General features: G+C 63.2%; 17 protein-coding genes. 8 read left to right on the top strand and 9 right to left on the bottom strand.

Annotation, left to right across the window (positions count from 1 at the left end; translation table 11 throughout):
• Positions 1 to 26: 26 nt before the first annotated feature.
• Genes ACK4FJ_RS08195 through ACK4FJ_RS08185 form a run of 3 tightly spaced genes read right to left on the bottom strand, consistent with a single transcriptional unit; the run spans position 27 to position 6457 of the window.
• On the bottom strand, positions 27 to 3758 hold the full coding sequence (locus ACK4FJ_RS08195; protein ID WP_409765362.1) for a nitrate reductase subunit alpha: 3732 nt from the start codon (positions 3756 to 3758) through the stop codon (positions 27 to 29).
• 23 nt (positions 3759 to 3781) lie between these two features.
• A complete protein-coding gene (locus ACK4FJ_RS08190) occupies positions 3782 to 5137 on the bottom strand; it encodes an MFS transporter (protein ID WP_409765361.1) in 1356 nt (451 codons plus the stop codon).
• A gap of 3 nt (positions 5138 to 5140) precedes the next feature.
• Positions 5141 to 6457 carry an MFS transporter gene (locus ACK4FJ_RS08185; protein WP_409765360.1) on the bottom strand — a complete coding sequence of 439 codons (1317 nt, stop codon included), beginning with the start codon at positions 6455 to 6457 and terminating at the stop codon, positions 5141 to 5143.
• Between the two features lie 288 nt (positions 6458 to 6745).
• Between ACK4FJ_RS08185 and ACK4FJ_RS08180 the strand changes: the two genes are divergently transcribed.
• Positions 6746 to 7492, top strand: a complete 747-nt coding sequence (locus ACK4FJ_RS08180; protein ID WP_409765359.1) for a cyclic nucleotide-binding domain-containing protein — start codon at positions 6746 to 6748, stop codon at positions 7490 to 7492.
• A 22-nt stretch (positions 7493 to 7514) separates the two neighbouring features.
• Here the strand turns inward: ACK4FJ_RS08180 and ACK4FJ_RS08175 are convergent, their stop codons facing one another.
• Entirely contained in the window at positions 7515 to 8459 is a 945-nt protein-coding gene (locus tag ACK4FJ_RS08175; protein ID WP_409765358.1) for a radical SAM/SPASM domain-containing protein, read from the bottom strand.
• 205 nt (positions 8460 to 8664) lie between these two features.
• Here ACK4FJ_RS08175 and mog point away from each other — a divergent pair, with 205 nt between their 5' ends.
• Positions 8665 to 9201: a molybdopterin adenylyltransferase gene (mog, locus tag ACK4FJ_RS08170; protein ID WP_409765357.1), complete on the top strand. Its 537-nt coding sequence runs from the start codon at positions 8665 to 8667 to the stop codon at positions 9199 to 9201.
• 6 nt (positions 9202 to 9207) lie between these two features.
• On the opposite strand, the gene ACK4FJ_RS08165 is transcribed toward mog, so the two are convergent.
• Genes ACK4FJ_RS08165 through ACK4FJ_RS08155 form a run of 3 tightly spaced genes read right to left on the bottom strand, consistent with a single transcriptional unit; the run spans position 9208 to position 11574 of the window.
• Positions 9208 to 9612: a carboxymuconolactone decarboxylase family protein gene (locus ACK4FJ_RS08165; protein ID WP_409765356.1), complete on the bottom strand. Its 405-nt coding sequence runs from the start codon at positions 9610 to 9612 to the stop codon at positions 9208 to 9210.
• A gap of 26 nt (positions 9613 to 9638) precedes the next feature.
• The gene (locus tag ACK4FJ_RS08160) at positions 9639 to 10238 is read right to left on the bottom strand and encodes a 2-hydroxychromene-2-carboxylate isomerase (protein ID WP_409765355.1); all 600 of its coding nucleotides are present in this window, start codon (positions 10236 to 10238) and stop codon (positions 9639 to 9641) included.
• Between the two features lie 19 nt (positions 10239 to 10257).
• Positions 10258 to 11574, bottom strand: a complete 1317-nt coding sequence (locus ACK4FJ_RS08155) for a deoxyguanosinetriphosphate triphosphohydrolase (RefSeq protein ID WP_409765354.1) — start codon at positions 11572 to 11574, stop codon at positions 10258 to 10260.
• Between the two features lie 139 nt (positions 11575 to 11713).
• On the opposite strand from ACK4FJ_RS08155, the gene ACK4FJ_RS08150 reads away from it, so the two are divergent.
• From ACK4FJ_RS08150 to ACK4FJ_RS08130, 5 genes are all read left to right on the top strand, one after another.
• On the top strand, positions 11714 to 13429 hold the full coding sequence (locus ACK4FJ_RS08150) for an ATP-binding protein (protein WP_409765353.1): 1716 nt from the start codon (positions 11714 to 11716) through the stop codon (positions 13427 to 13429).
• A 111-nt stretch (positions 13430 to 13540) separates the two neighbouring features.
• Positions 13541 to 14515 carry a Bug family tripartite tricarboxylate transporter substrate binding protein gene (locus tag ACK4FJ_RS08145; RefSeq protein WP_409765352.1) on the top strand — a complete coding sequence of 325 codons (975 nt, stop codon included), beginning with the start codon at positions 13541 to 13543 and terminating at the stop codon, positions 14513 to 14515.
• 9 nt (positions 14516 to 14524) lie between these two features.
• Positions 14525 to 14998, top strand: coding sequence for a tripartite tricarboxylate transporter TctB family protein (locus tag ACK4FJ_RS08140; protein ID WP_409765351.1), 474 nt, complete (start codon positions 14525 to 14527; stop codon positions 14996 to 14998).
• A gap of 1 nt (position 14999) precedes the next feature.
• On the top strand, positions 15000 to 16475 hold the full coding sequence (locus ACK4FJ_RS08135; RefSeq protein ID WP_409765350.1) for a tripartite tricarboxylate transporter permease: 1476 nt from the start codon (positions 15000 to 15002) through the stop codon (positions 16473 to 16475).
• A gap of 261 nt (positions 16476 to 16736) precedes the next feature.
• Positions 16737 to 17180, top strand: a complete 444-nt coding sequence (locus ACK4FJ_RS08130; protein ID WP_409765349.1) for a PaaI family thioesterase — start codon at positions 16737 to 16739, stop codon at positions 17178 to 17180.
• Positions 17181 to 17195: 15 nt separating this feature from the next.
• On the opposite strand, the gene ACK4FJ_RS08125 is transcribed toward ACK4FJ_RS08130, so the two are convergent.
• Together ACK4FJ_RS08125 and ACK4FJ_RS08120 are read right to left on the bottom strand one after the other, a co-directional pair.
• Positions 17196 to 17963, bottom strand: coding sequence for a hypothetical protein (locus ACK4FJ_RS08125; RefSeq protein ID WP_409765348.1), 768 nt, complete (start codon positions 17961 to 17963; stop codon positions 17196 to 17198).
• Between the two features lie 162 nt (positions 17964 to 18125).
• Positions 18126 to 18323 (bottom strand): hypothetical protein, encoded by a 198-nt coding sequence (locus ACK4FJ_RS08120; protein WP_409765347.1) that lies wholly within the window; start codon positions 18321 to 18323, stop codon positions 18126 to 18128.
• Here ACK4FJ_RS08120 and ACK4FJ_RS08115 point away from each other — a divergent pair.
• On the top strand, positions 18322 to 19059 hold the full coding sequence (locus tag ACK4FJ_RS08115; protein ID WP_409765346.1) for a substrate-binding periplasmic protein: 738 nt from the start codon (positions 18322 to 18324) through the stop codon (positions 19057 to 19059). The two genes, ACK4FJ_RS08120 and ACK4FJ_RS08115, sit on opposite strands and share 2 nt — an antisense overlap.
• The last annotated feature ends 10 nt before the right edge of the window (positions 19060 to 19069 follow it).

The raw sequence follows: 19069 nt of genomic DNA, 5'->3' as shown, positions 1-19069 counted from the left end.
GGGCGATCTCCTTGGTCTGTGCTGGCTTATTCGGCCGCCGCGGTGCCGGGCCGCGGGCCTTCCAGCCAATCTACATTGGCCATCTTGCGCACCACGACGAACTCGTCGCGGTTGGTGCCAATCGTGCCGTAGTAATTGAAGCCGTAGCTGAGCTGGGCATAGCCGCCGATCATGTGGGTCGGCTTGACCGTGGCGCGGGTCACCGAGTTATGGATGCCGCCGCGGGCGCCCGTGATCTCGCTGCCCGGCACGTTCACGATCTTCTCCTGCGCGTGATACATCAGGATCATGCCCTCGTTGACACGCTGGCTGACCACCGCTCGGGCCACCAGGGCACCGTTGGAGTTGAAGACCTCGACCCAGTCGTTGTCCTCGACGCCGGCTTTCTTCGCATCCACCTCGCTGAGCCAGACGATCGGCCCGCCGCGCGAGAGCGTGAGCATCATCAGGTTGTCGGTATAGGTGCTGTGGATGCCCCATTTCTGGTGCGGCGTGATGAAGTTGAGCAGGATCTCCGGATTGCCGTTGCTGCGCTTGCCATGCACCTCGGCCACGCTGCGCGTGTCGATGGGCGGGCGATAGGTGGTCAGGCCCTCGCCGAAAGCCAGCATCCAGGGGTGATCCTGGTAAAGCTGCTGCCGGCCGGTGAGCGTGCGCCAGGGAATCAGCTCGTGCACGTTGGTATAGCAGGCGTTGTAGCTGACATGCTCGGATTCCAGCCCGCTCCAGGTCGGCGACGAGATGATCTTGCGCGGCTGCGCCTGCAGGTCGCGGAAGCGCAGCTTGTCGTCCTCGCGCGGCACAGCCAGATGGGTGTGGTCGCGGCCGGTCGCCTTGGACAGCGCCGCCCAGGATTTCACCGCCACCTCGCCGTTGGTTTCCGGCGCCAGCGACAGAATCACTTCCGCCGCCTCGATATCGGTCTCGATCTTCGGCAGGCCATAGCTGACGCCCGGTTCGGTGACCTTGCCGTTCAGCTTGCCCAGGAAATCCACCTCATGCTCGGTGTTCCAGCTGATGCCCTTGCCGCCATTACCGATCTTGGTCATCAGCGGGCCAAGCGCCGTGAACTTCTTGTAGGTGTTCGGATAGTCGCGTTCGACCACCGCGATCTGCGGCATGGTCTTGCCCGGGATGGGCTCAATCTCGCCCTTGCGCCAGTCCTTCGGCTCGAAGGCCTGACCCAACTCAGCGGGCGTATCGTGCATCAGCGGAGTGAGCACGATGTCCTTCTCGACACCGAGATGACCCTCGCAGACGGTGGAGAATTTCTTGGCGATGCCCTTGAAGATTTCCCAGTCGCTGCGCGCCTCCCAGGCCGGATCGACCGCCGCCGACAGCGGGTGGATGAAGGGATGCATGTCGGAGGTGTTCATGTCGTGCTTTTCGTACCAGGTGGCCGTGGGCAGCACGATGTCGGAATACATGCAGGTGGTGGACATGCGGAAATCCAGCGTCACCAGCAGGTCGAGTTTGCCTTCCGCGGCATCGCGCCAGACCACCTCCTCCGGCTTGCGGCCACCTTCTTCGCCCAGATCCTTGCCCTGCACGCCGTGCTGGGTGCCGAGCAGGTATTTCAGGAAATATTCATGTCCCTTGCCGCTGGACCCCAGGATGTTAGAGCGCCAGACGAACATGTTGCGCGGGAAGTTGGCCGGATTGTCCGGGTCCTCGCACGACATGCGGACAGTGCCGCTTTTCAGCTTGTCGATCAGATAGGGCCCGAGCTCCTGCCCGGCCGCAGCAGCTTCCTTGGCCAGATGCAGCGGATTGCGCTCGATCTGCGGTGCGCTGGGCAGCCAGCCCATACGCTCGGCCCGCACATTGAAGTCGATCAGCGAGCCGGTCAGCTTCTTCGGTGCCACCGGCGAGAGGATTTCCTCCACCGCCAGCTTCTCGTACCGCCACTGGCCGGTATGGGCATAGAAGAACGAGGTCGAATTCTGCTGGCGCGGCGGACGGTGCCAGTCCAGCGCAAAGGCCAGCGGCAGCCAGCCGCATTGCGGACGCAGCTTCTCCTGGCCAACGTAATGCGACCAGCCACCACCCGACTGGCCGATGCAGCCACACATCGCCAGCAGGTTGATGATGCCGCGATAGTTCATGTCGGCGTGATACCAGTGGTTCACCGCCGCGCCGAGGATGACCATGGACTTGCCCTTGGTCTTGTCAGCGTTGTCGGCAAAGGCCCGCGCCACGGCGACAACCTGTTCGCGCGGCACGCCGGTGATGCGTTCCTGCCAGGCCGGCGTGTAGGGCTGGTCCTCGTCGAAGCTTTTTGCGGTATTCGGATCACCGATGCCGCGATCCACGCCATAATTGGCCAGGAACAGGTCGTAGACCGCAGCGGCCAGAACCGGGCCGTTCTTGGTCTCGATCCGCCTGACCGGAATCTTCCGCTCGATCACATCGGGATGGGCGCTGTGATTGAAGTGTTCATGGGCGATCCCGCCGAAATACGGGAAGGCCACGGCCTTCACATCGTCCTCGACGCCCTTGAGGCCCAGCCGCAGCCTGGTCTCGGCGCCGCCGGATTCCTTCTCTTCCAGGTTCCACTTACCCTGTTCGCCCCAGCGGAAGCCGATGGAGCCCAGCGGCGCGACCAGTTTGCCGGTCTTCTCGTCGATGGCGACGGTCTTCCAGTCCGGATTGTTGGTCTGGCCCAGATTATCGGCGAAATCGGACGTGCGCAGGAAACGGTCAGGCACCAGGCGGCCGTCGCGTTCGACCAGCATCACCAGGTTCGGCATGTCGGTATAACGCCGGCAGTAATCCTGGAAATATTCGCTGCGGCCCTTGGCGTGGTATTCGCTCAGGATCACATGGCCCATCGCCATGGCCAGCGCGGCATCGGTGCCCTGCTTGGGATGCAGCCAGAGATCGGCGAATTTCGATGCTTCCGAATAATCGGGCGTCACCACCGCCACCTTGGCGCCCTTGTAGCGAACCTCGGTCATGAAATGGGCGTCCGGCGTGCGCGTCTGCGGCACGTTCGAACCCCACAGCATCAGGAAAGTGGAGTTGTACCAGTCGGCCGATTCCGGCACGTCGGTCTGCTCGCCCCAGGTCTGCGGCGAGCTGGGCGGCAGGTCGCAATACCAGTCGTAGAAGCTCATGCAGACGCCGCCGATCAGCGACAGATACCGGCTGCCGGCCGCGTAAGACACCATCGACATGGCCGGGATCGGCGAGAAGCCGATGATGCGATCGGGCCCGAAAGCCTTGATCGTGTAGGCGTTGGAGGCGGCGATGATCTCGTTCACCTCGTCCCAGCCGGCACGCACGAAACCGCCCATGCCGCGGGCCGACTTGTATTCCTTGGCCTTGGCCTTGTCCTCGACGATGGACTGCCAGGCCGCCACCGGATCGCGGTGCGTCTGCTTCGCCGACCGCCACAGCCGCATCAGGCGGCCGCGGATCATCGGATACTTCACGCGGTTGGCGCTGTAGAGATACCAGGAGTAGCTGGCACCGCGCGAACAGCCGCGCGGTTCGTGGTTGGGCAGATCGGGCCGCGTGCGCGGATAATCGGTCTGCTGGGTTTCCCAGGTAACGATGCCTCCCTTTACGTAGATCTTCCACGAGCAGGAACCCGTGCAGTTGGCACCGTGGGTGGAGCGTACGATACGGTCATGGGCCCAGCGGTTGCGGTAGGCGTCTTCCCAGGAACGATCTTCGGTGGTGATCAGCCCGTGTCCGTCGGAAAACTCACCGACCTGCTTGCGGAAGTATGTCAGACGATCGAGAAAGCGGCTCATGGTTGGGGCTCCATTGGCTCGCGTCAGCAGGGACGCTCGGCGCCCTTGCGGGCGTAATACCACCAGTTGATGGCGACATTGACCGCGTAATAGAAGGCGGCCCAGTAGAAGAAGGCGTTCGGCGAGCCGAACAGCGTCATCGAGTAGCCCAGCATGATGCCGGCGGCGAACGGGCCATAGGCGGCAATCGCGCTGGTCCAGCCGATAACGCCCGCGGCCTGCCGCGGCTCGAACAGCATCGGCATCTGCTTGAAGGTCGAGGCGTTGCCGATGCCGGAGAAGAAGAACAGGCCCAGCATGAAGGCGAGGAAATACGGGAACTCGGCCAGCGAGGTCGGTGAGGTGTAGAAGGTGACGCCCACGGCGCAGGCAATCAGGCCGATCCCCGACCATTGCGTGACGATGGCGCCGCCGAAACGATCCGACAACGGGCCGGCGATCACACGCATGATCGAACCGATCAGGGGCCCGAGGAAGGCATAGGCCAGCGGATCGGGGGCATTGGGAAACCCGCCGTATGTCTGGCGGATCAGCAGCGGGAAAGTGGCCGAGAAGCCCGAGAACGAGCCGAAGGTCATGACATACAGCGTCGTCATGAAGAAGCCGTGCTTGAGCTTGAAGATATCAAGCTGGTCGCGGAAATTGGCCCGCACCGGCACGCTGCGCAGCATAAACCAGGCCAGGATGCCGAACAGCGCGATCAGCGGCACATAAACCAGCGCGGCATTCTGCAACCAGATCTTGCTCTGCACGCCCCCGCGGGTGAAGTCCAGCGGCTCGCCCGCCAGGCTGCCGAACAGAGCCATACCGATGATCCACGGCGTGACGAACTGCACGATGCTGACGCCGAAATTGCCGATGCCGGCCTGGATGGCCAGCGCCGTGCCCTGCAGGCGCTTGGGGAAGAACAGGCTGGTGCTGGGCATGAAGGACGAAAAGTTGCCGCCACCCAGGCCGGCCAGGAAGGCCAGCGTCATCAGCACCCAGTAAGGCGTGGTCGGATCCTGCACGGCGTAGAACCAGCCGATGGCCGGGATCAACAGGCTGAGCGTGGAGAGCGCCACCACGTTGCGCGTGCCATAGAGCGGCACCAGGAAGGTCTGGATGATGCGCAGGCTGCCGCCGGCAAGGCCGGGCATGGCCGCCAGCCAGAACAGCTCGCTCTGGGTCAGCTTGAACCCGGCGCCCGGCAGGCGCACCACCAGGGCCGAGACCATGAACCAGACGATGAAGGCCATGGTCAGGTTAGCCGTGGTGATGATCAGCGTGCGCCAGGCAATCGCCTTGCCGGTGCTGTCCCAGAATTGCTGGTTCTCGGGTTCCCAGCGGCTCAGCCAGTGGCCTCTGCGGGTCGTGGTGTTGTCGGTGGCAATGGTCATGACTCAGGCCTCCTTGGGCCGTGCGGAAGCGTCGGCCGCAGGCGATGCACCAACCAGCTTGGCCGGCGCGCCGCCCTCGGCGAGTTCTGGCAGATCCTGCGGGCCGCGCAGGGCCGGATGCTTGCGCCGTTCCATGCGGATGATGGCGAAGTGCATCCAGGTCAGTGCCGTGGCGACCAGCACGAACAACAGCATGAAACAGCTGGTCCACACGCCGATGATGTCGTTCAGCGCACCGAAGGCGATCGGCAGCACGAAGCCGCCCAGGCCGCCAATCAGGCCGACCACGCCACCCACCGCACCCACATGCCCGGGGTAATAGACGGGGATGTGCTTGTAGACTGCGGCCTTACCCAACGACATGAAGAAACCGAGCACGAAGGTGATCACGGTGAACGGAATAAAGCTGATGGCAATCGTGAAGGTGATCGGGCCCTTGATACCATGCACGGTGTAGTCGGTGGCCGGATAGGACAGGAGGAAGGTGCAGATCACCGAGACGATGAAGGTCCAGTACATCACCCGACGCGCGCCGTATTTGTCGGACAGTACACCGCCATAGGCACGAAACAGGCTGGCCGGGATAGAATAGGCCGCGCCCAGCATGCCGGCGGTTTTCACGTCCAGGCCGTAGACGCCCATGTAGTAGCGCGGCAGCCACAGGGCGAGCGCGACGAAGGCACCGAAAACGAAGAAGTAGTAGAGCGAGAAGCGCCAGACCTGCAGGTTCTTCAGCGGTGCGAGCTGGGCCAGCAGCGGCTCGGGCTTGGCGCCTGTGCGCTTGCGTTCGGCCAGCGCCGGGTCGTCCTTGGTGAAAAGCAGGAAGGCGATGGCCATGACGAGCATGGCAACGGCCCAGACCTTGGCCACCATCTCCCACCCAAAGGCCACCATCACGAAGGGGGCGACGAATTTGGTGACAGCAGCACCCACATTGCCCATGCCGAAGATGCCGAGCGCGGTGCCCTGTTTTTCCTTCGGATACCATTTCGAGACATAGGCGACGCCGACCGCAAACGATCCGCCGGCAATGCCGACGCCGAGCGCGGCGAGCAGGAAGGTCTCGTAGGAATAGGCCGAGGTGAGTAGCCAGGTGGCGATTGCGGCCGCCACCATGACGACCGTGTAAACCAGGCGCCCGCCATACTGGTCAGTCCAGATGCCAAGCAGCAGGCGGCTGAGCGAACCGGTCAGGATCGGCGTGCCGATCAGCAGGCCGAACTGGGTTTCATTGAGGCCAAGATCCTTTTTGATCTGGATGCCGATGATCGAAAAGATCGTCCATACGGCGAAGCAGACGGTGAATGCCACCGTACTCATGACCAGGGCTGAGGATTGGCCAGCGGGGCTGGCGGCGGGGACGGATTGAGAGGCCATCGTGTTCTCCTGCATCCCGAATTGCAGCAGCGGGATGCGGAGCCACGATGTGTGAGGGTTTGGGAAAACCGATTGCGTTAGATCAAGCCCATCGCGGAGCTGGTTTTTTTGCAGCGCGATAACTTGATTTCTGTCAAAATATGCTGGTCTGGCTTACCGGACTATGCTTGATATCGGTCAATGCCCTGTTTGGCACAGCATCTATCCTGCCCTCGCGGACGGAGGTGAAACATGCGCGCTGTTGACCAGGAACTTCTGGAAAAAACCGAGATTTATCAGAGACTCGACCACGCGATTGTCGAACGCCTGGTTCGCGATTGCCCGGTGCGCGAATACCCCAAAAACGCCATCCTGACCGAGCAGGGCGATGCCTCGGAATACGTACATCTTATCCTCAGCGGCCGCGTCGCACTCATGGCGGAATGCTGCGATGGCGAAAGCACGGTGGTAACGACTTTCGGCAACGGCGAAATCTTTGTTAGCGCAGCGACGATCCTGCAGATGCCCTACCTTGTCACCGCCAAGACCACGGCGCCCTCCCGCGTGCTGCTGATTCCCAGCGTGCGTTTCCGACAGGCTCTGGAAACCGAGCATGCCCTGGCCCTGATGATGGTCGACCGCCTGGCCCGCCATTGGCGGCTGCTTGTGGAACATCTGCGCGAACTGAAACTGCATACCGCCACCGAACGTCTGGCCAGTTATCTCGTGCGCCATAGCCCGGTCAGCAGCGGTCCGGCCAGCTTCCGCCTGGCCGACGACCGCAAGACCATCGCGGCCGAACTGGGCATGAGTTCGGAATGCCTGTCGCGCACCTTCCAGCAGTTGCGCGGCTATGGCATACGCGCCAGCGGCAGCCGGATCGAGATCGCCGAGGTGCGCAAGCTGCGCGATCTCTACCGGCCCGTGGCGCGCGCGGCCTCTGTGGATCGCAGAGCCGTCGACGAGATCAGGAAACAGGAACCTGCGACACTGAATTGAAGCGCCGCAGGTTTCTTCATAATTATTTGTAAGCGGCGCAACCTTCGCAGACCGTGCCGCGCACATCGCCCTTCAGATGCGCCCGGCGCAGGTCCTGGAAGACCGGCGAATTCCAGGCCTCGGCGAAACCTTCGCTCGTTAGATCACCCATATGAAAGCGGCCGTCATGGTCGAAACAGCAGGCTGAGAGTTTACCGTCCCAGGTGATATGCCCCTCGGTGAAGACCGCCCAGCAGGGCAGCGGATCGCGTAGCGCCGCAGCCCGGCCGCGATTGCCAGCCACCGCCGACCAGCCGCGTATATCCTCCTCGCCACTGACCAGATCGGCCTGGCTGTAGAGCGGCAAGGCATAAACCTCGTCGACATAAGGCCGGATTTCATCAAGTGCCTCCTGCATGCGCTCGCCCTGCTCTCCATCATACTCGATGTAGGAGGCATACAGGCCGCAGCCATGCCCCGCCTCGTCCCGGATGGTGCGCGCGGCACGGATATTGGCCTTGATCGCCTCGAAATAGCGCGGCTTCACGCCAGCCACATCGCTGAACTGCTCGGCATCGGCGTAATTGTAGGAGAATTTCAGCGAGTCGAGCCCGGCCTCCATGCAGGCGCGCACCCGTTCCGGCGTGGCCAGCGAACCGTTGGTAGTGAGGAAGACATACGGATAGCCGCAATCCTGCTTGGCATAGGCCACCGCCTCGGGCAGCCAGGGCACCATGAAAGATTCACCCAGGTAAAACAGGCCAAGCTCTTCCACACCGGCATCGCGCATCTCGCGCACCAGTTGGCGGAACAGCCCTTTGTCCATGTCTTTCTGATCGCGCAGGCGCATGTCGCGGGCGCAGAAGGCGCAGGCGAAGTTGCAGCGCCCGGTCAGTTCGATTTTGACCGAACGCGGCACCGGTGCGACGGCACGGGCACGCGTCGGGTCGATATGCGTTATTGCGTCGATACGTTCAGTGATCGTCATGGCCGCATCCTTTCTGGAATATCGCGAACACGATTACGCTGAACCGTAGTATTGAATCGGGCGTTAACAGGCTCTGCGGTGTTTTGCCGCGTTATGCGGTTCGTTGCATGGCACCGTTGATCCGCATCAAAAATCCGTCTGCGCAAAACTTGTAAAAGCAACTGACTCAAACAACGGTCCGTCAGCGCAAACGGAGATTGGAATCATGACAGACATACCGATTGGCGTGGTGACGGTGTCGGACCGGGCCAGTGCCGGCATTTACGAGGATCGCGGCGGGCCGGCCATCGTTGCCGAACTGAAACGGATTCTCGTCACGCCATGGCGCGCCGAAACGCGCGTGATCGCCGACGAGAAATCCCTGATCGCCTATACCCTGAGCGACCTGAGCGACCGGCTGCATTGCCCGCTGATCGTCACCACGGGCGGCACCGGCCCTGCGCTGCGCGACGTGACTCCGGAAGCCACCGAGGATGTCTGTGAAAAGATGATGCCCGGCTTCGGCGAACTGATGCGCAGCGTCAGCCTGCAATCCGTGCCGACCGCGATCCTGTCGCGCCAAACTGCCGGCATCCGCGGCAACAGCCTGATCGTGAACCTGCCCGGCAAGCCATCGGCCATCGCCGAATGCCTGGCGGCCGTGTTTCCGGCGATTCCCTATTGCATCGACCTGATCGGTGGGCCGTATCTGGAAACCGACCCGGAGGTCTGCCGCGCCTTCCGGCCGGCCGTGAAGGCCTGACCCGGTTCAGTCCTTTTTCTTTACAGCACCGGCTTCCTGCAGAACTTCGTTGGCGGCCTTGAAGGCCTCAAGGCCAGCAGGGATGCCGCAATAGATAGTGGCCTGCAGCAGCACTTCCTTGATCTCGTCCGGCGTGAGGCCGTTATTCAGCGCGCCTTTCACGTGCAGGCGAAGTTCCGGCGCGCGGTTGAGTGCGGTCAGCATGGCCAGATTGATGATGCTGCGCGTCTTGCGGTCCAGCCCAGGGCGATCCCATACATAACCCCAGCACCATTCGGTCGTCACATGCTGGAAGGCCATCATGAAGTCATTGGCATTGGCCAGCGAGCGGTCGACATAATCGGCGCCCAGCACTTCGCGGCGCACTTTCAGACCATGATCGAACAGGGCCTTGGTGTCGTTCTCGGACATGACTGATTCCTCGATGCTTGCTTCGGTTAAGACTTCGCCAGGGCACGGTCGACGAAATCCAGCCGATCCTGTCCCCAGAAGATTTCCCCATCGATCACATAGGATGGCGCACCGAACACGTTGGCATCGATCGCCTGCTGGGTGCCCCGTGTATATTCGGCCTGAACCGCATCGCTTTCGGCGGCGCCAAAAAGCTTTGCCGGATCGAGGCCGGTTTCCGTGATGATCTGTTCCAGGATTTCCGGATCGGCGATGTTGCGGTCCTCGGCCCAGACGGCGCGCATCATGGTATGGGCCAGGCCGACCGCATCCTGCCCCGCTTCACGCGCCGCGATCACCAGTCGGGCGGCCAAGGCCTCGTTCATCGGAAAGAAGGAGGGTTGCAGATTGAGCGGCACGCCCAGGAACTCGCGCCAGCGCTTCAACTCAACGATACGATAGGCCTGACGCTGCGGTGCGCGCTTGGCCAGCGGCAAACCACCGCTGACCGGGAACACCTCGGCAGCCGCCATGGGAATGATCCGGATGCTGGCGCCATGGCGCTTGGCGATGTCGGCGAATCGCTGCGAGCCCAGATAGGCCCAGGGCGATGCCAGAAACACGTAATAATCAACCGTCTTGGCCATGAAGCCCTCCCTTAAGATTTTATTGCAGGCCACGCAGGCGCTGGAACTGCTTCAGTGCATATGAGTCCGTCATGCCGCTGACGAAATCGGTCACGCTCAGCAACCAGTCATAGCGGCCGGCCGCGGGCGGCGGCAGTCTCGGCATCAGGCGCAGCAGGGCGTGCTGGCGCGGGCTGATCGCGCTCATATCGCGCGTCTTTTCTAGCGCGAGATGGGCGTCGCAGAAGGCGGCCAGCAGACTGGTGAGGATTTCGCCGCCCATCACCTCGGTCTGGAAACGCTCGCGGGTCTGGAAAATCCGGCTGCGCGTGAACGCGGCGATTTCGGCCAGATGCGGCGCGATGGCCGCCTGCCCCAGCAAGTCGCCAGTAAAGCTGCCCTGCAGGATGGCGGCTTCGCTGTCGCAGAACACATCCACCGCCTGGTCGATCAAGTCGCCAATCACCTTGGCCCGCAGATAGGCAATCTTCCAGGTTTCGTCGTCGATTTCCTTGTAGCGCGGCGGCAGACGGCGCAACAGGCTGTGCAGGCGCTCTTCGGCTTCCGCAAAGGTGATGCGGCCCAGCTTGAAGCCGTCCTCTATATCGATCACCGAATAACAGATATCGTCGGCGGCCTCGACCAGATAGGTCAGCGGATGGCGGGCGTAGCGATCCTCGCCCAGCCGGCTCAGTCCAACCGTCTCGACCATTTCGTCAAACAACGTCGTCTCGGCGGCGAAATGGCCGAACTTCCCTTTGTTGGGGTCGGCCGCCAGGCTGCCGAAGGGATATTTCATGAAGGTGGCGAGCGTGGCGCAGGTGAGTCGCAGGCCGCCGGCATCGCGCCAGTTCTGCAACCGCGTCATCACGCGGAAACCCTGGGCGTTGCCTTCGAAATGGAGGAAGTCCCGCCGCTGCTGCTCAGATAGTGGCGCGATCAGTTCCGCGCCCGGGCCGCTGCGGAACCAGTGCTGGATCGTGGCCTCGCCGAAATGGCCGAAGGGCGGGTTGCCGATGTCATGTCCGATGCAGGCAGCTGCCACGATATGGCCGAATTCGGCGGCCGTGATGTTACCCAGTCCGTCACCATGGCGCTGCAGCACGGTCTCGCCCACCTGCGCGCCCAACGAGCGGCCGACGGAAGAAACCTCCAGAGAATGGGTCAACCGGTTGCGCACATAATCGCTCTCGGGAAGCGAGTGGACCTGCGTCTTGTCCTGCAACCTGCGGAAGGCGGAACAGAAGACCACGCGGTCCCAGTCCTTCTGGAAGGGATTGCGGGATGGCGTTACCGGTTCGGCGCCGCGGTGGCCGAGCCTCTGGGCGGAAAGCAGCCTGGGCCATTGCATCGTCATGACCGCACTGTGAAGAGAATGATTTTCGCTTTCAAGGGCTTGCTGCGGTGACAAAAAGCCGGCGCCGAAGTTTTGATTGCACTGGCCCCGATCAAAATAGGATGATTAAGACAAGTACGAATACAACGCTGGCGTCCCCATGGTCATCCCGACGATTGCCGTCACTGCGACCGCTGCCCCCCTGATCGTCGCGCTGGCCTGTCTGTTTGCCCATCGCAAGCTGGGCGGCGGCCGACATTTGCTGTTCTGGGCCATTGCCCATGCCTGCTTGCCCATCCCGTTCGCCATCATCGGCTTCACCGACTGGCCCATCGATCCCAACCGGCTGCTGTCGGTGATTGCGGTCAGCGCCATATTGTTGTCGGCAGTGATGCTGGCCAGCGGTATCCGCGTGCAGACCGGGCGCAGCGACCGGCTTGAAGTGGCGCTGGCCGTCGCGGTCGCGCTGACCGTCTGCACGCTGCTGATCCAGCATGTCACCGGCCTGACCTATGCCGTTCCCACCATTATAGCCGCAGCCGGCCTGCTTTATGCAGGCGCACTGCTGATGCTGCACCGGCGGTCGCTGCTGTATTTCCTCACCGGCGGGCTGCAGATGGCGCGCGGCTGCATGGCCATCTATTACGCGCTGGGCCTGACCGAACTGGGCCATCAACTGAACGGCGCACTGGCTGGATCGATCTTCGCCAACCTGCTCACCGGGCTTGGCCTGATGATGATCGAGTTCGACAATGCACGGCAGCGCGAGCACAGCACGCGGGAGGACGAGCAGGAAACCCGCAAATTCCTGCAGACCCTGATGGATGCCATGCCGGCAACCATGACCTACAAGGACAGCGACCTGCGCTATCGCCTGGCCAACCGCGCCGTGCGCGAACTGCTGAAGCCTTTCAATACCGATCCGATCGGCAAAACCTGGAGCGAGATCGCCGGCCCCGAAGCTGCCGCCGTGGTCGAGCAGCAGGACCGCATCATTCTTGCCACCGGAGAAGCCCTGCACATGGAGCAGGGCTGGACCGGACCGGACGGCAAGCCGATCATTGCCTTGGCCCAGAAAGTGCCGCTCAAGGATGAAAGTGGCCAGGTTGTCGGCATCATCACCTGCGGAATCGACATCACGCGCCTGAAGGAAACCGAAGCCCAACTCATCGAGCAGCGTGAAGCCGCAGAAATCGCCAGCCGGACCAAGACCGCTTTCCTGGCGAATATGAGCCATGAACTGCGCACGCCGCTGAACGCCATCATCGGCTTTGCCGAGATGATGGCGACCGGCTATACCGGCGAACTGACGGCGCGGCAGAAGGAATATGCCGTCAATATCCGGCAATCGGGCGAACACCTGCTGCGGCTGGTGAATGATATTCTCGATCTGTCCCGCCTCGAAAACGGCCGGCTCGAACTCAATATCGCGATCTGCGATTTCGACACGCTAGCCCGCAGTGCATTGGCCATGGTGGAACCCCAGGCCCGCGAAGCCGGCATCAAGCTGGCTTTCACGCCCTGCCGGCTGAAAGTCCGCGCCGATGAACGGGCATTGGTGCAGATCCTGGTCAACCTGATGGGCAATGCGGTGAAATTCAACCGGCCGCAGGGCAGCGTGAGCCTGCGAGCCGAAATCACAGACGGTGTACTGTGCATTCGCGTGGAGGACACCGGCATCGGCATGAGCAGCATGGAAAGCCACGCCGCCACCCAGCCCTTCTATCGCATTGATGCCTATCGCGCCCGCGCCAATAGCGGCGCCGGCCTGGGCCTCTCGATCTGCCGCAGTCTGGTCGAACTGCATGGCGGACGGCTGGATATCCGCAGCCAACCTGGAGCCGGCACCTGTGTCGAGATCATGCTGCCGGCCTGACGCCATCCCCTTTCCGTATATGGCGTAAATTTCCGGGCGCCTCCCCTTGTCATCCCCCCGGCAAGACGGCTCTACTTCCCATAACCAATATGGCCGTCCAGGGAGGACATCATGATGCATCGCCGCGACTTTCTTCGCTCCAGCGTCTATGGCGCCGCCGCCTTCAGCCTGCTGCCTGGCCTCTCTGCCCAGGCCCAGACGGTCGATACGCTGAAGCTGTTCGTGCCGGCCAATCCCGGCGGGGGCTGGGACCAGACCGCGCGCAGCATGGAACAGGCCCTGAAGCAGGCCAGCCTGATAAAGGGCGCGCAGGTGACCAATGTGGGCGGCGCCGGCGGGGCCGTCGGCCTGCCGCAATTCGTCAATCAGTGGAAAGGCCAGGGCAATGCCCTGATGGTGGCCGGCATGGTGATGGTCGGCGCGCTGATCGCCAACAAGTCGCCGGTGAAACTCTCCCAGGTCACGCCGATCGCCCGCCTGACCGGTGAATTCCAGGTCGTGGTCGTGCCGGCTGCCTCGCCGCACAAGACGCTGGCCGACCTGGTGGCCGCCTTCAAAGCCGATCCGGCCAAGGTATCCTGGGCCGGCGGCTCTGCCGGCGGCTCCGATCACATCCTGGCCGGCATGATCGCCAAGGCGGCCGGTGCCGACCCCAAGAAGGTCTCCTATGTGGCCTATTCGGGTGGCGGCCCTGCCCTGGCCGCCTTGCTGGGCAACCAGGTGACCTGCGGCATTTCCGGTTTTGGCGAATTCGGCGAGCAGGTGAAGGCCGGCAAGCTCCGCGCGCTGGCGATCTCTGCCGACAAACGCCAGCCCGGCATCGATATCCCCACCATCAAGGAACAGGGTCTGGATGTGGAATTGTTCAATTGGCGCGGCGTTTTTGCACCGCCCGGCGTGAAGGATGCCGACCGCGCCGCGATGATCGACCTGATGACCAAAATGAATGCCAGCCCGGCCTGGGCGGAACAACTCAAGGCACGCGACTGGACCGGCATATTCCTCGCGGGCGATGCCTATGCCAAATATATCGAACAGGAAAACACCCGCATTGAGGCCATCCTGAAAGAGATCGGGCTGGCATAAGCCGTCGCCATGCAGCGCCTGCGCAGACCGGAAAGCCTCGTCGCCATCGGCGTGATCGGATTGGGCTGTCTTGCCCTGTTCGAGACGACACGCATCCCGGTCTCGCCGATGTATGCCCGGGTTGGCCCCACGGCGATGGCCTATGCCGCCAGCCTGCTGCTGATCGGCCTCGGGGTGGCGCTGCTGGTTCAGGTCTGGCGGGGCGAGTGGACCTCGGAACCGGAGGAAGCCGATACCCCGCTCAACCTCCGCCGCGCGGGCTGGCTGCTGGCGGGACTGGTGCTCAATGCCGGACTGATCGGCCCGCTGGGTTTCGTGCCGGCCTCCACCCTGCTGTTTGCCTGCACCGCCCGTGCCTTCGGCAGCCGCCGGTCTCTGCGCGACGCGCTCGTCGGCGCCCTGCTTGCAGCGCTGGCCTATTTCGGTTTCGCACAATTGCTGGGCATCAATATCGGCGCCGGAATCATGGAAGGCTGGATCTGAGATGGAGACCCTGAGCCTGCTGGCGGACGGCTTCGCCATCGCATTGCAGCCGGCCAACCTGCTCTGGGCCATCGTTGGCGTCACACTTGGCACGGCCGTTGGCGTGCTGCCGGGACTGGGGCCGGCGCTGACCATCGCGCTGCTGTTGCCGATCACCTTCCACGTCCCCGCGACGGCCGCCTTCATCCTGTTCGCCGGCATCTACTACGGCGCCATGTATGGCGGCAGCACGACGTCGATCCTGCTGAACACACCGGGCGAAAGCGCCACGATCATCACGGCGCTGGAAGGCCATCGCATGGCGCGCAAGGGCCGCGCGGCGGCGGCGCTGGCCACGGCCGCCATCGGCAGCTTCATTGCCGGCACCATCGGCACCCTGGGCATCACCTTCCTGGCCCCGCCGCTGGTGGAATTCGCCCTGCAATTCGGACCAGCCGATTATTTCTCGCTCATGGTGCTGGCTTTCGTCGCCGTGTCGGCCGTGCTGGGCAGCTCGGTGCTGCGCGGTCTGACTTCGCTGGCCTTCGGCATCCTGCTCGGCCTGATCGGCATCGACCTGCAGACCGGCCAGCCGCGCTTCACCTTCGGGCTGCCCGAACTGCTGGACGGCATCAACGTAATCGTGGTGGCAGTCGGCCTGTTTGCGGTCGGCGAGACTCTGTATCTGGCGGCCCGCCCGATGGGACAGGCCACGCTGACGCCGCTAAAAGGCAAGGCATGGATGACGCGCGAGGACTGGCGTCGTTCGTGGAAGCCCTGGCTGCGCGGTTCGGCGATCGGATTCCCGTTCGGTGCGCTGCCGGCCGGCGGCGCCGAGGTGCCGACCTTCGTCAGTTACTTCGTCGAGAAGAAGTTGTCGAAGCACCCAGAGGAATTCGGCCATGGCGCCATCGAAGGCGTGGCCGGGCCGGAAGCGGCCAACAACGCATCGGCAGCCGGCGTTCTGGTGCCGATGCTGGCGCTTGGCTTGCCGACATCGGCTACCGCGGCCATCATGCTTTCGGCGTTCCAGTCCTACGGCATAAATCCCGGACCGCTGTTGCTGGAGAGCCAGCCCGAGCTGGTCTGGGGCCTGATCGCGTCGCTGTATGTCGGCAACGTGATGTTGCTGGTGCTGAACCTGCCGCTGGCCGGATTGTGGGCGAAGATCCTCGCCATCCCGTCGCCCTGGCTGTATGGCGGCATCCTCGTTTTCGCCACCATCGGCACCTATGGGATCAGCCAGTCGGCCGTCGACCTGGTTCTGCTGTATCTGATCGGCGGGATCGGCTATCTGATGCGCCGTTTCGATTTCCCGGTGGCACCGACCGTGATCGGCATGATCCTCGGCCCCTTCGCCGAGCAGGAATTCCGCCGCGCGCTGACCATTTCGGCCGGCGACTTCAGCGTTTTTGCCACCCGCCCGCTGAGCGCCACCCTGCTTGCCGCGGCCCTCCTGCTGCTGGTCCTGCCACTGCTGCTGCGCCGCCGGAACTGAGGTTTCTGCCACGAAAATGACAGAATTGCGGCACCGGCTGCTGCAACGGGAATCGTGACCCCCGTCACTGCAAATCACTCAGGGGGCGCTTATATAGAATTCTCAGGAGCGGGTGGTTTTGCAGAGTCATCCTTTCCTTTTTCCTCCCCCAACGATCCCCCCTCGAGGGGCGACCTCCCCCCGGTCGCCCCTCATTTTTTTGCCATCCCTGCAGAGCCTGCATGACTTGCCTTCGCGTGATGCATGGGCGATGACACGGGCATGAAACCCAGACCCCATCCGGTGCCGGCCGGCTTCCAAACCCTGCCGCCCGTCTCGCCGTTTTTCCGCACGCTTGGCAAGGTTTACATTCTGGAGCGCCCGGGCCTGCCGCCCGTCTATGGCCTGCATGTGCGGCCCAAGCATGCCAACCGCCACGGCACTGGCCATGGTGGTTTCCTGGCCACGCTGGCGGATACCTTCATGGCCGCCTTCGTTCATCATCAGCGCCGCGAGATCGGCACGATGTGGACCATCCGCCTCGGCATGGAATACAAGCGGCCGGCGCCGCTGGGCGCCTGGCTGGAATGCCATCTGGCGGATATCCGCCGCGAGGGCGCCTTCGTGACGGTGGACTGCGTGTTGCAAACCGGCCCGGCCGACCAACCGGTGATTACCAACAAGGCGACGGCCGTGTTCAAGGTAACCGACCGCGAGCCGGGTTGACCGGCGTCGTGTGAGTTACTGCGCTGTAGGCGGCAGGGCCGAGGGCGGCGGCGCGGCCGAGACAATGCGGCAGATGAAGGCACGACCGCTGGCTTCCTCCAGGCGGATTTCCTCCCCGCTGCGCTGAGCCCCCCATCCGGCGCCAAAATAATCGTAACGGGCGCCCGACGGCTGGCGCCTCAAGGTAACCGGCAGCCGGTCTCGGGTTTCAACCACGAGACGGTCTTCCGCCGCACCCAGCACGACATGCAGGGTATCGCTGCAGCGGAATACGATTTCGCCGCCAGCACCGGCCAACTTGCGCGCTTCCGCCGACGGACCGCGCTCGGGCACCGAGGCGATCGAAAAGCTGGTCGACTGGCCGGCGCTCTGCCAGGCGGGACGCGCAGCGGCCAACCGCTCTAGGGCAGCATTGGCCTGCAATTGGGCAGCACGGATTTCGGCCTGGCTGGGCTCGGTCTCGATGCCGTCCACCGTTTTGAACCCGTCGCGAAAACGGCCATCGGAAAAAGACAGGTTCAGTTCGATCCGCCGGAATCCATCCATGGAACCGGCCTGGCCACCGCGCCGACGGCCGTGTTCACCGTAATGCATCAGAGCGCCGTTATGGAAACCGAACACCACATTGGCATTGCCGAAATCACCGTAACTGCGCCATTCGGCTATGCGCTCGGGTTTGCCATCCTTCAGCGCGGCTTCCCATTCGGTGCTGACATCGCCTGCGGTATAACTGCCCCGCACAATGGTGGCACCCGCTGCAACATCCTCCGTCTCGCCGGGCATCTGCTCCGCCGGGGCGCCGGCCGGGGAATCCGTTTGCGCAACCGCAGGCATTCCCAGGCCGGCCAGCAACAGGGCAAGCCAGGCCCACCGGCAGAAACACTTGGGGCTGAAGACGGGCAGCATGGTCATAGTCATAAGGATGACCGGGGAAAGCGGCAGGAATCAGGCAATGGCGGCATGGGTAAACCCAAGGAATTCCAAGAATTTCCAAAAGCGAATCGGGAACGGGGCAATTTTACTGCACTGCAATGTTGTGCGCCCTGGGTAATCGAATCGTAAGTCGCAACAAAATTCGATTTCCGCGACAATGCGGCAGAAGGCAAGCAGCAGGAGAATTCCGTTGCGCGGCATCGCAATCATGTTGATCGCCCTCGCCGGCCTGCCGGCCGGGCAGCCCCATGCCCAGACCCAGCCGCAGGTAACCCCCCTGCAGATCGTGGGGCCTGCGCGCCCACCTTACATCATCGATCAGGACGGCGTCGGCACCGGCCCCGCCGTGGAACTCGTCCAGCACCTGGCCACCAGCGTCGGCCTCGACCCCACGGTCCGCATCCTGCCCTTCCAGCGTGCGGTGCTCGCCCTGGATCAGGGCGACACGATTTACCCCGCCCTGCTCCGCACGCCGCAACGGGAAAAACGCTATCAGTGGATCGGCGAGGTGTTCGCCGACCGGGCAGTGTTTTTCACACGTTGGGAAACCGAGGTAGTGAATGTCATCGACGCCGCCCGCGCCCTGCCGGTGATTGGGGTCATGCGCGGCTCGGAGTTGCAATTCATCCTGCAGTCATTGGGGCTGGACCGGATGGAAACCAATGCCAGCGAAAACGATAACGCGCGCCTGCTGCAGGCCGGGCGGATCGATGGCTGGTTTGCGCTGGAGGCCGTGGGCCGAGCCACCTGGCGGGAACTGGATTTCAACCCGGCCAACCTGCGCTCGGGCGAGCCTTTCGCCCTGCTGTCCTTCTGGATTGCCGCTTCGGCCAACCTGCCGCCCAGCACCGTGGCAAGGCTGCGCGCCACCTACCGGGCCATGCGCGCCGATGGCCGTTACCAGCGCATCATCGCGCCGCTGGCGGCGCTGACCGCGCCGTCGTAACGCGGTGGCG

Origin of the sequence: Ferrovibrio sp. (genome assembly GCF_046297595.1) — a bacterium.
In the GTDB taxonomy this organism is placed as follows: domain Bacteria; phylum Pseudomonadota; class Alphaproteobacteria; order Ferrovibrionales; family Ferrovibrionaceae; genus Ferrovibrio.
Note: the sequence above shows the minus strand (reverse complement) of the source record. Positions and strands in the feature narration are given on the sequence as shown.

What these genes read in the sequence shown, in the direction of transcription:
- ACK4FJ_RS08180 (WP_409765359.1), top strand. Translation starts at nt 6,746, where the DNA reads ATGCGCGCTGTTGACCAGGAACTTCTGGAAAAAACCGAGATTTATCAG.
- ACK4FJ_RS08160 (WP_409765355.1), bottom strand. Translation starts at nt 10,238, where the DNA reads ATGGCCAAGACGGTTGATTATTACGTGTTTCTGGCATCGCCCTGGGCC.
- ACK4FJ_RS08165 (WP_409765356.1), bottom strand. Translation starts at nt 9,612, where the DNA reads ATGTCCGAGAACGACACCAAGGCCCTGTTCGATCATGGTCTGAAAGTG.
- ACK4FJ_RS08145 (WP_409765352.1), top strand. Translation starts at nt 13,541, where the DNA reads ATGATGCATCGCCGCGACTTTCTTCGCTCCAGCGTCTATGGCGCCGCC.
- ACK4FJ_RS08185 (WP_409765360.1), bottom strand. Translation starts at nt 6,457, where the DNA reads ATGAGTACGGTGGCATTCACCGTCTGCTTCGCCGTATGGACGATCTTT.
- ACK4FJ_RS08125 (WP_409765348.1), bottom strand. Translation starts at nt 17,963, where the DNA reads ATGCCCGGCGAGACGGAGGATGTTGCAGCGGGTGCCACCATTGTGCGG.
- ACK4FJ_RS08150 (WP_409765353.1), top strand. Translation starts at nt 11,714, where the DNA reads ATGGTCATCCCGACGATTGCCGTCACTGCGACCGCTGCCCCCCTGATC.
- ACK4FJ_RS08135 (WP_409765350.1), top strand. Translation starts at nt 15,000, where the DNA reads ATGGAGACCCTGAGCCTGCTGGCGGACGGCTTCGCCATCGCATTGCAG.
- ACK4FJ_RS08190 (WP_409765361.1), bottom strand. Translation starts at nt 5,137, where the DNA reads ATGACCATTGCCACCGACAACACCACGACCCGCAGAGGCCACTGGCTG.
- ACK4FJ_RS08120 (WP_409765347.1), bottom strand. Translation starts at nt 18,323, where the DNA reads ATGATTGCGATGCCGCGCAACGGAATTCTCCTGCTGCTTGCCTTCTGC.
- ACK4FJ_RS08155 (WP_409765354.1), bottom strand. Translation starts at nt 11,574, where the DNA reads ATGACGATGCAATGGCCCAGGCTGCTTTCCGCCCAGAGGCTCGGCCAC.
- ACK4FJ_RS08140 (WP_409765351.1), top strand. Translation starts at nt 14,525, where the DNA reads ATGCAGCGCCTGCGCAGACCGGAAAGCCTCGTCGCCATCGGCGTGATC.
- ACK4FJ_RS08130 (WP_409765349.1), top strand. Translation starts at nt 16,737, where the DNA reads ATGAAACCCAGACCCCATCCGGTGCCGGCCGGCTTCCAAACCCTGCCG.
- ACK4FJ_RS08195 (WP_409765362.1), bottom strand. Translation starts at nt 3,758, where the DNA reads ATGAGCCGCTTTCTCGATCGTCTGACATACTTCCGCAAGCAGGTCGGT.
- ACK4FJ_RS08175 (WP_409765358.1), bottom strand. Translation starts at nt 8,459, where the DNA reads ATGACGATCACTGAACGTATCGACGCAATAACGCATATCGACCCGACG.
- mog (WP_409765357.1), top strand. Translation starts at nt 8,665, where the DNA reads ATGACAGACATACCGATTGGCGTGGTGACGGTGTCGGACCGGGCCAGT.
- ACK4FJ_RS08115 (WP_409765346.1), top strand. Translation starts at nt 18,322, where the DNA reads ATGTTGATCGCCCTCGCCGGCCTGCCGGCCGGGCAGCCCCATGCCCAG.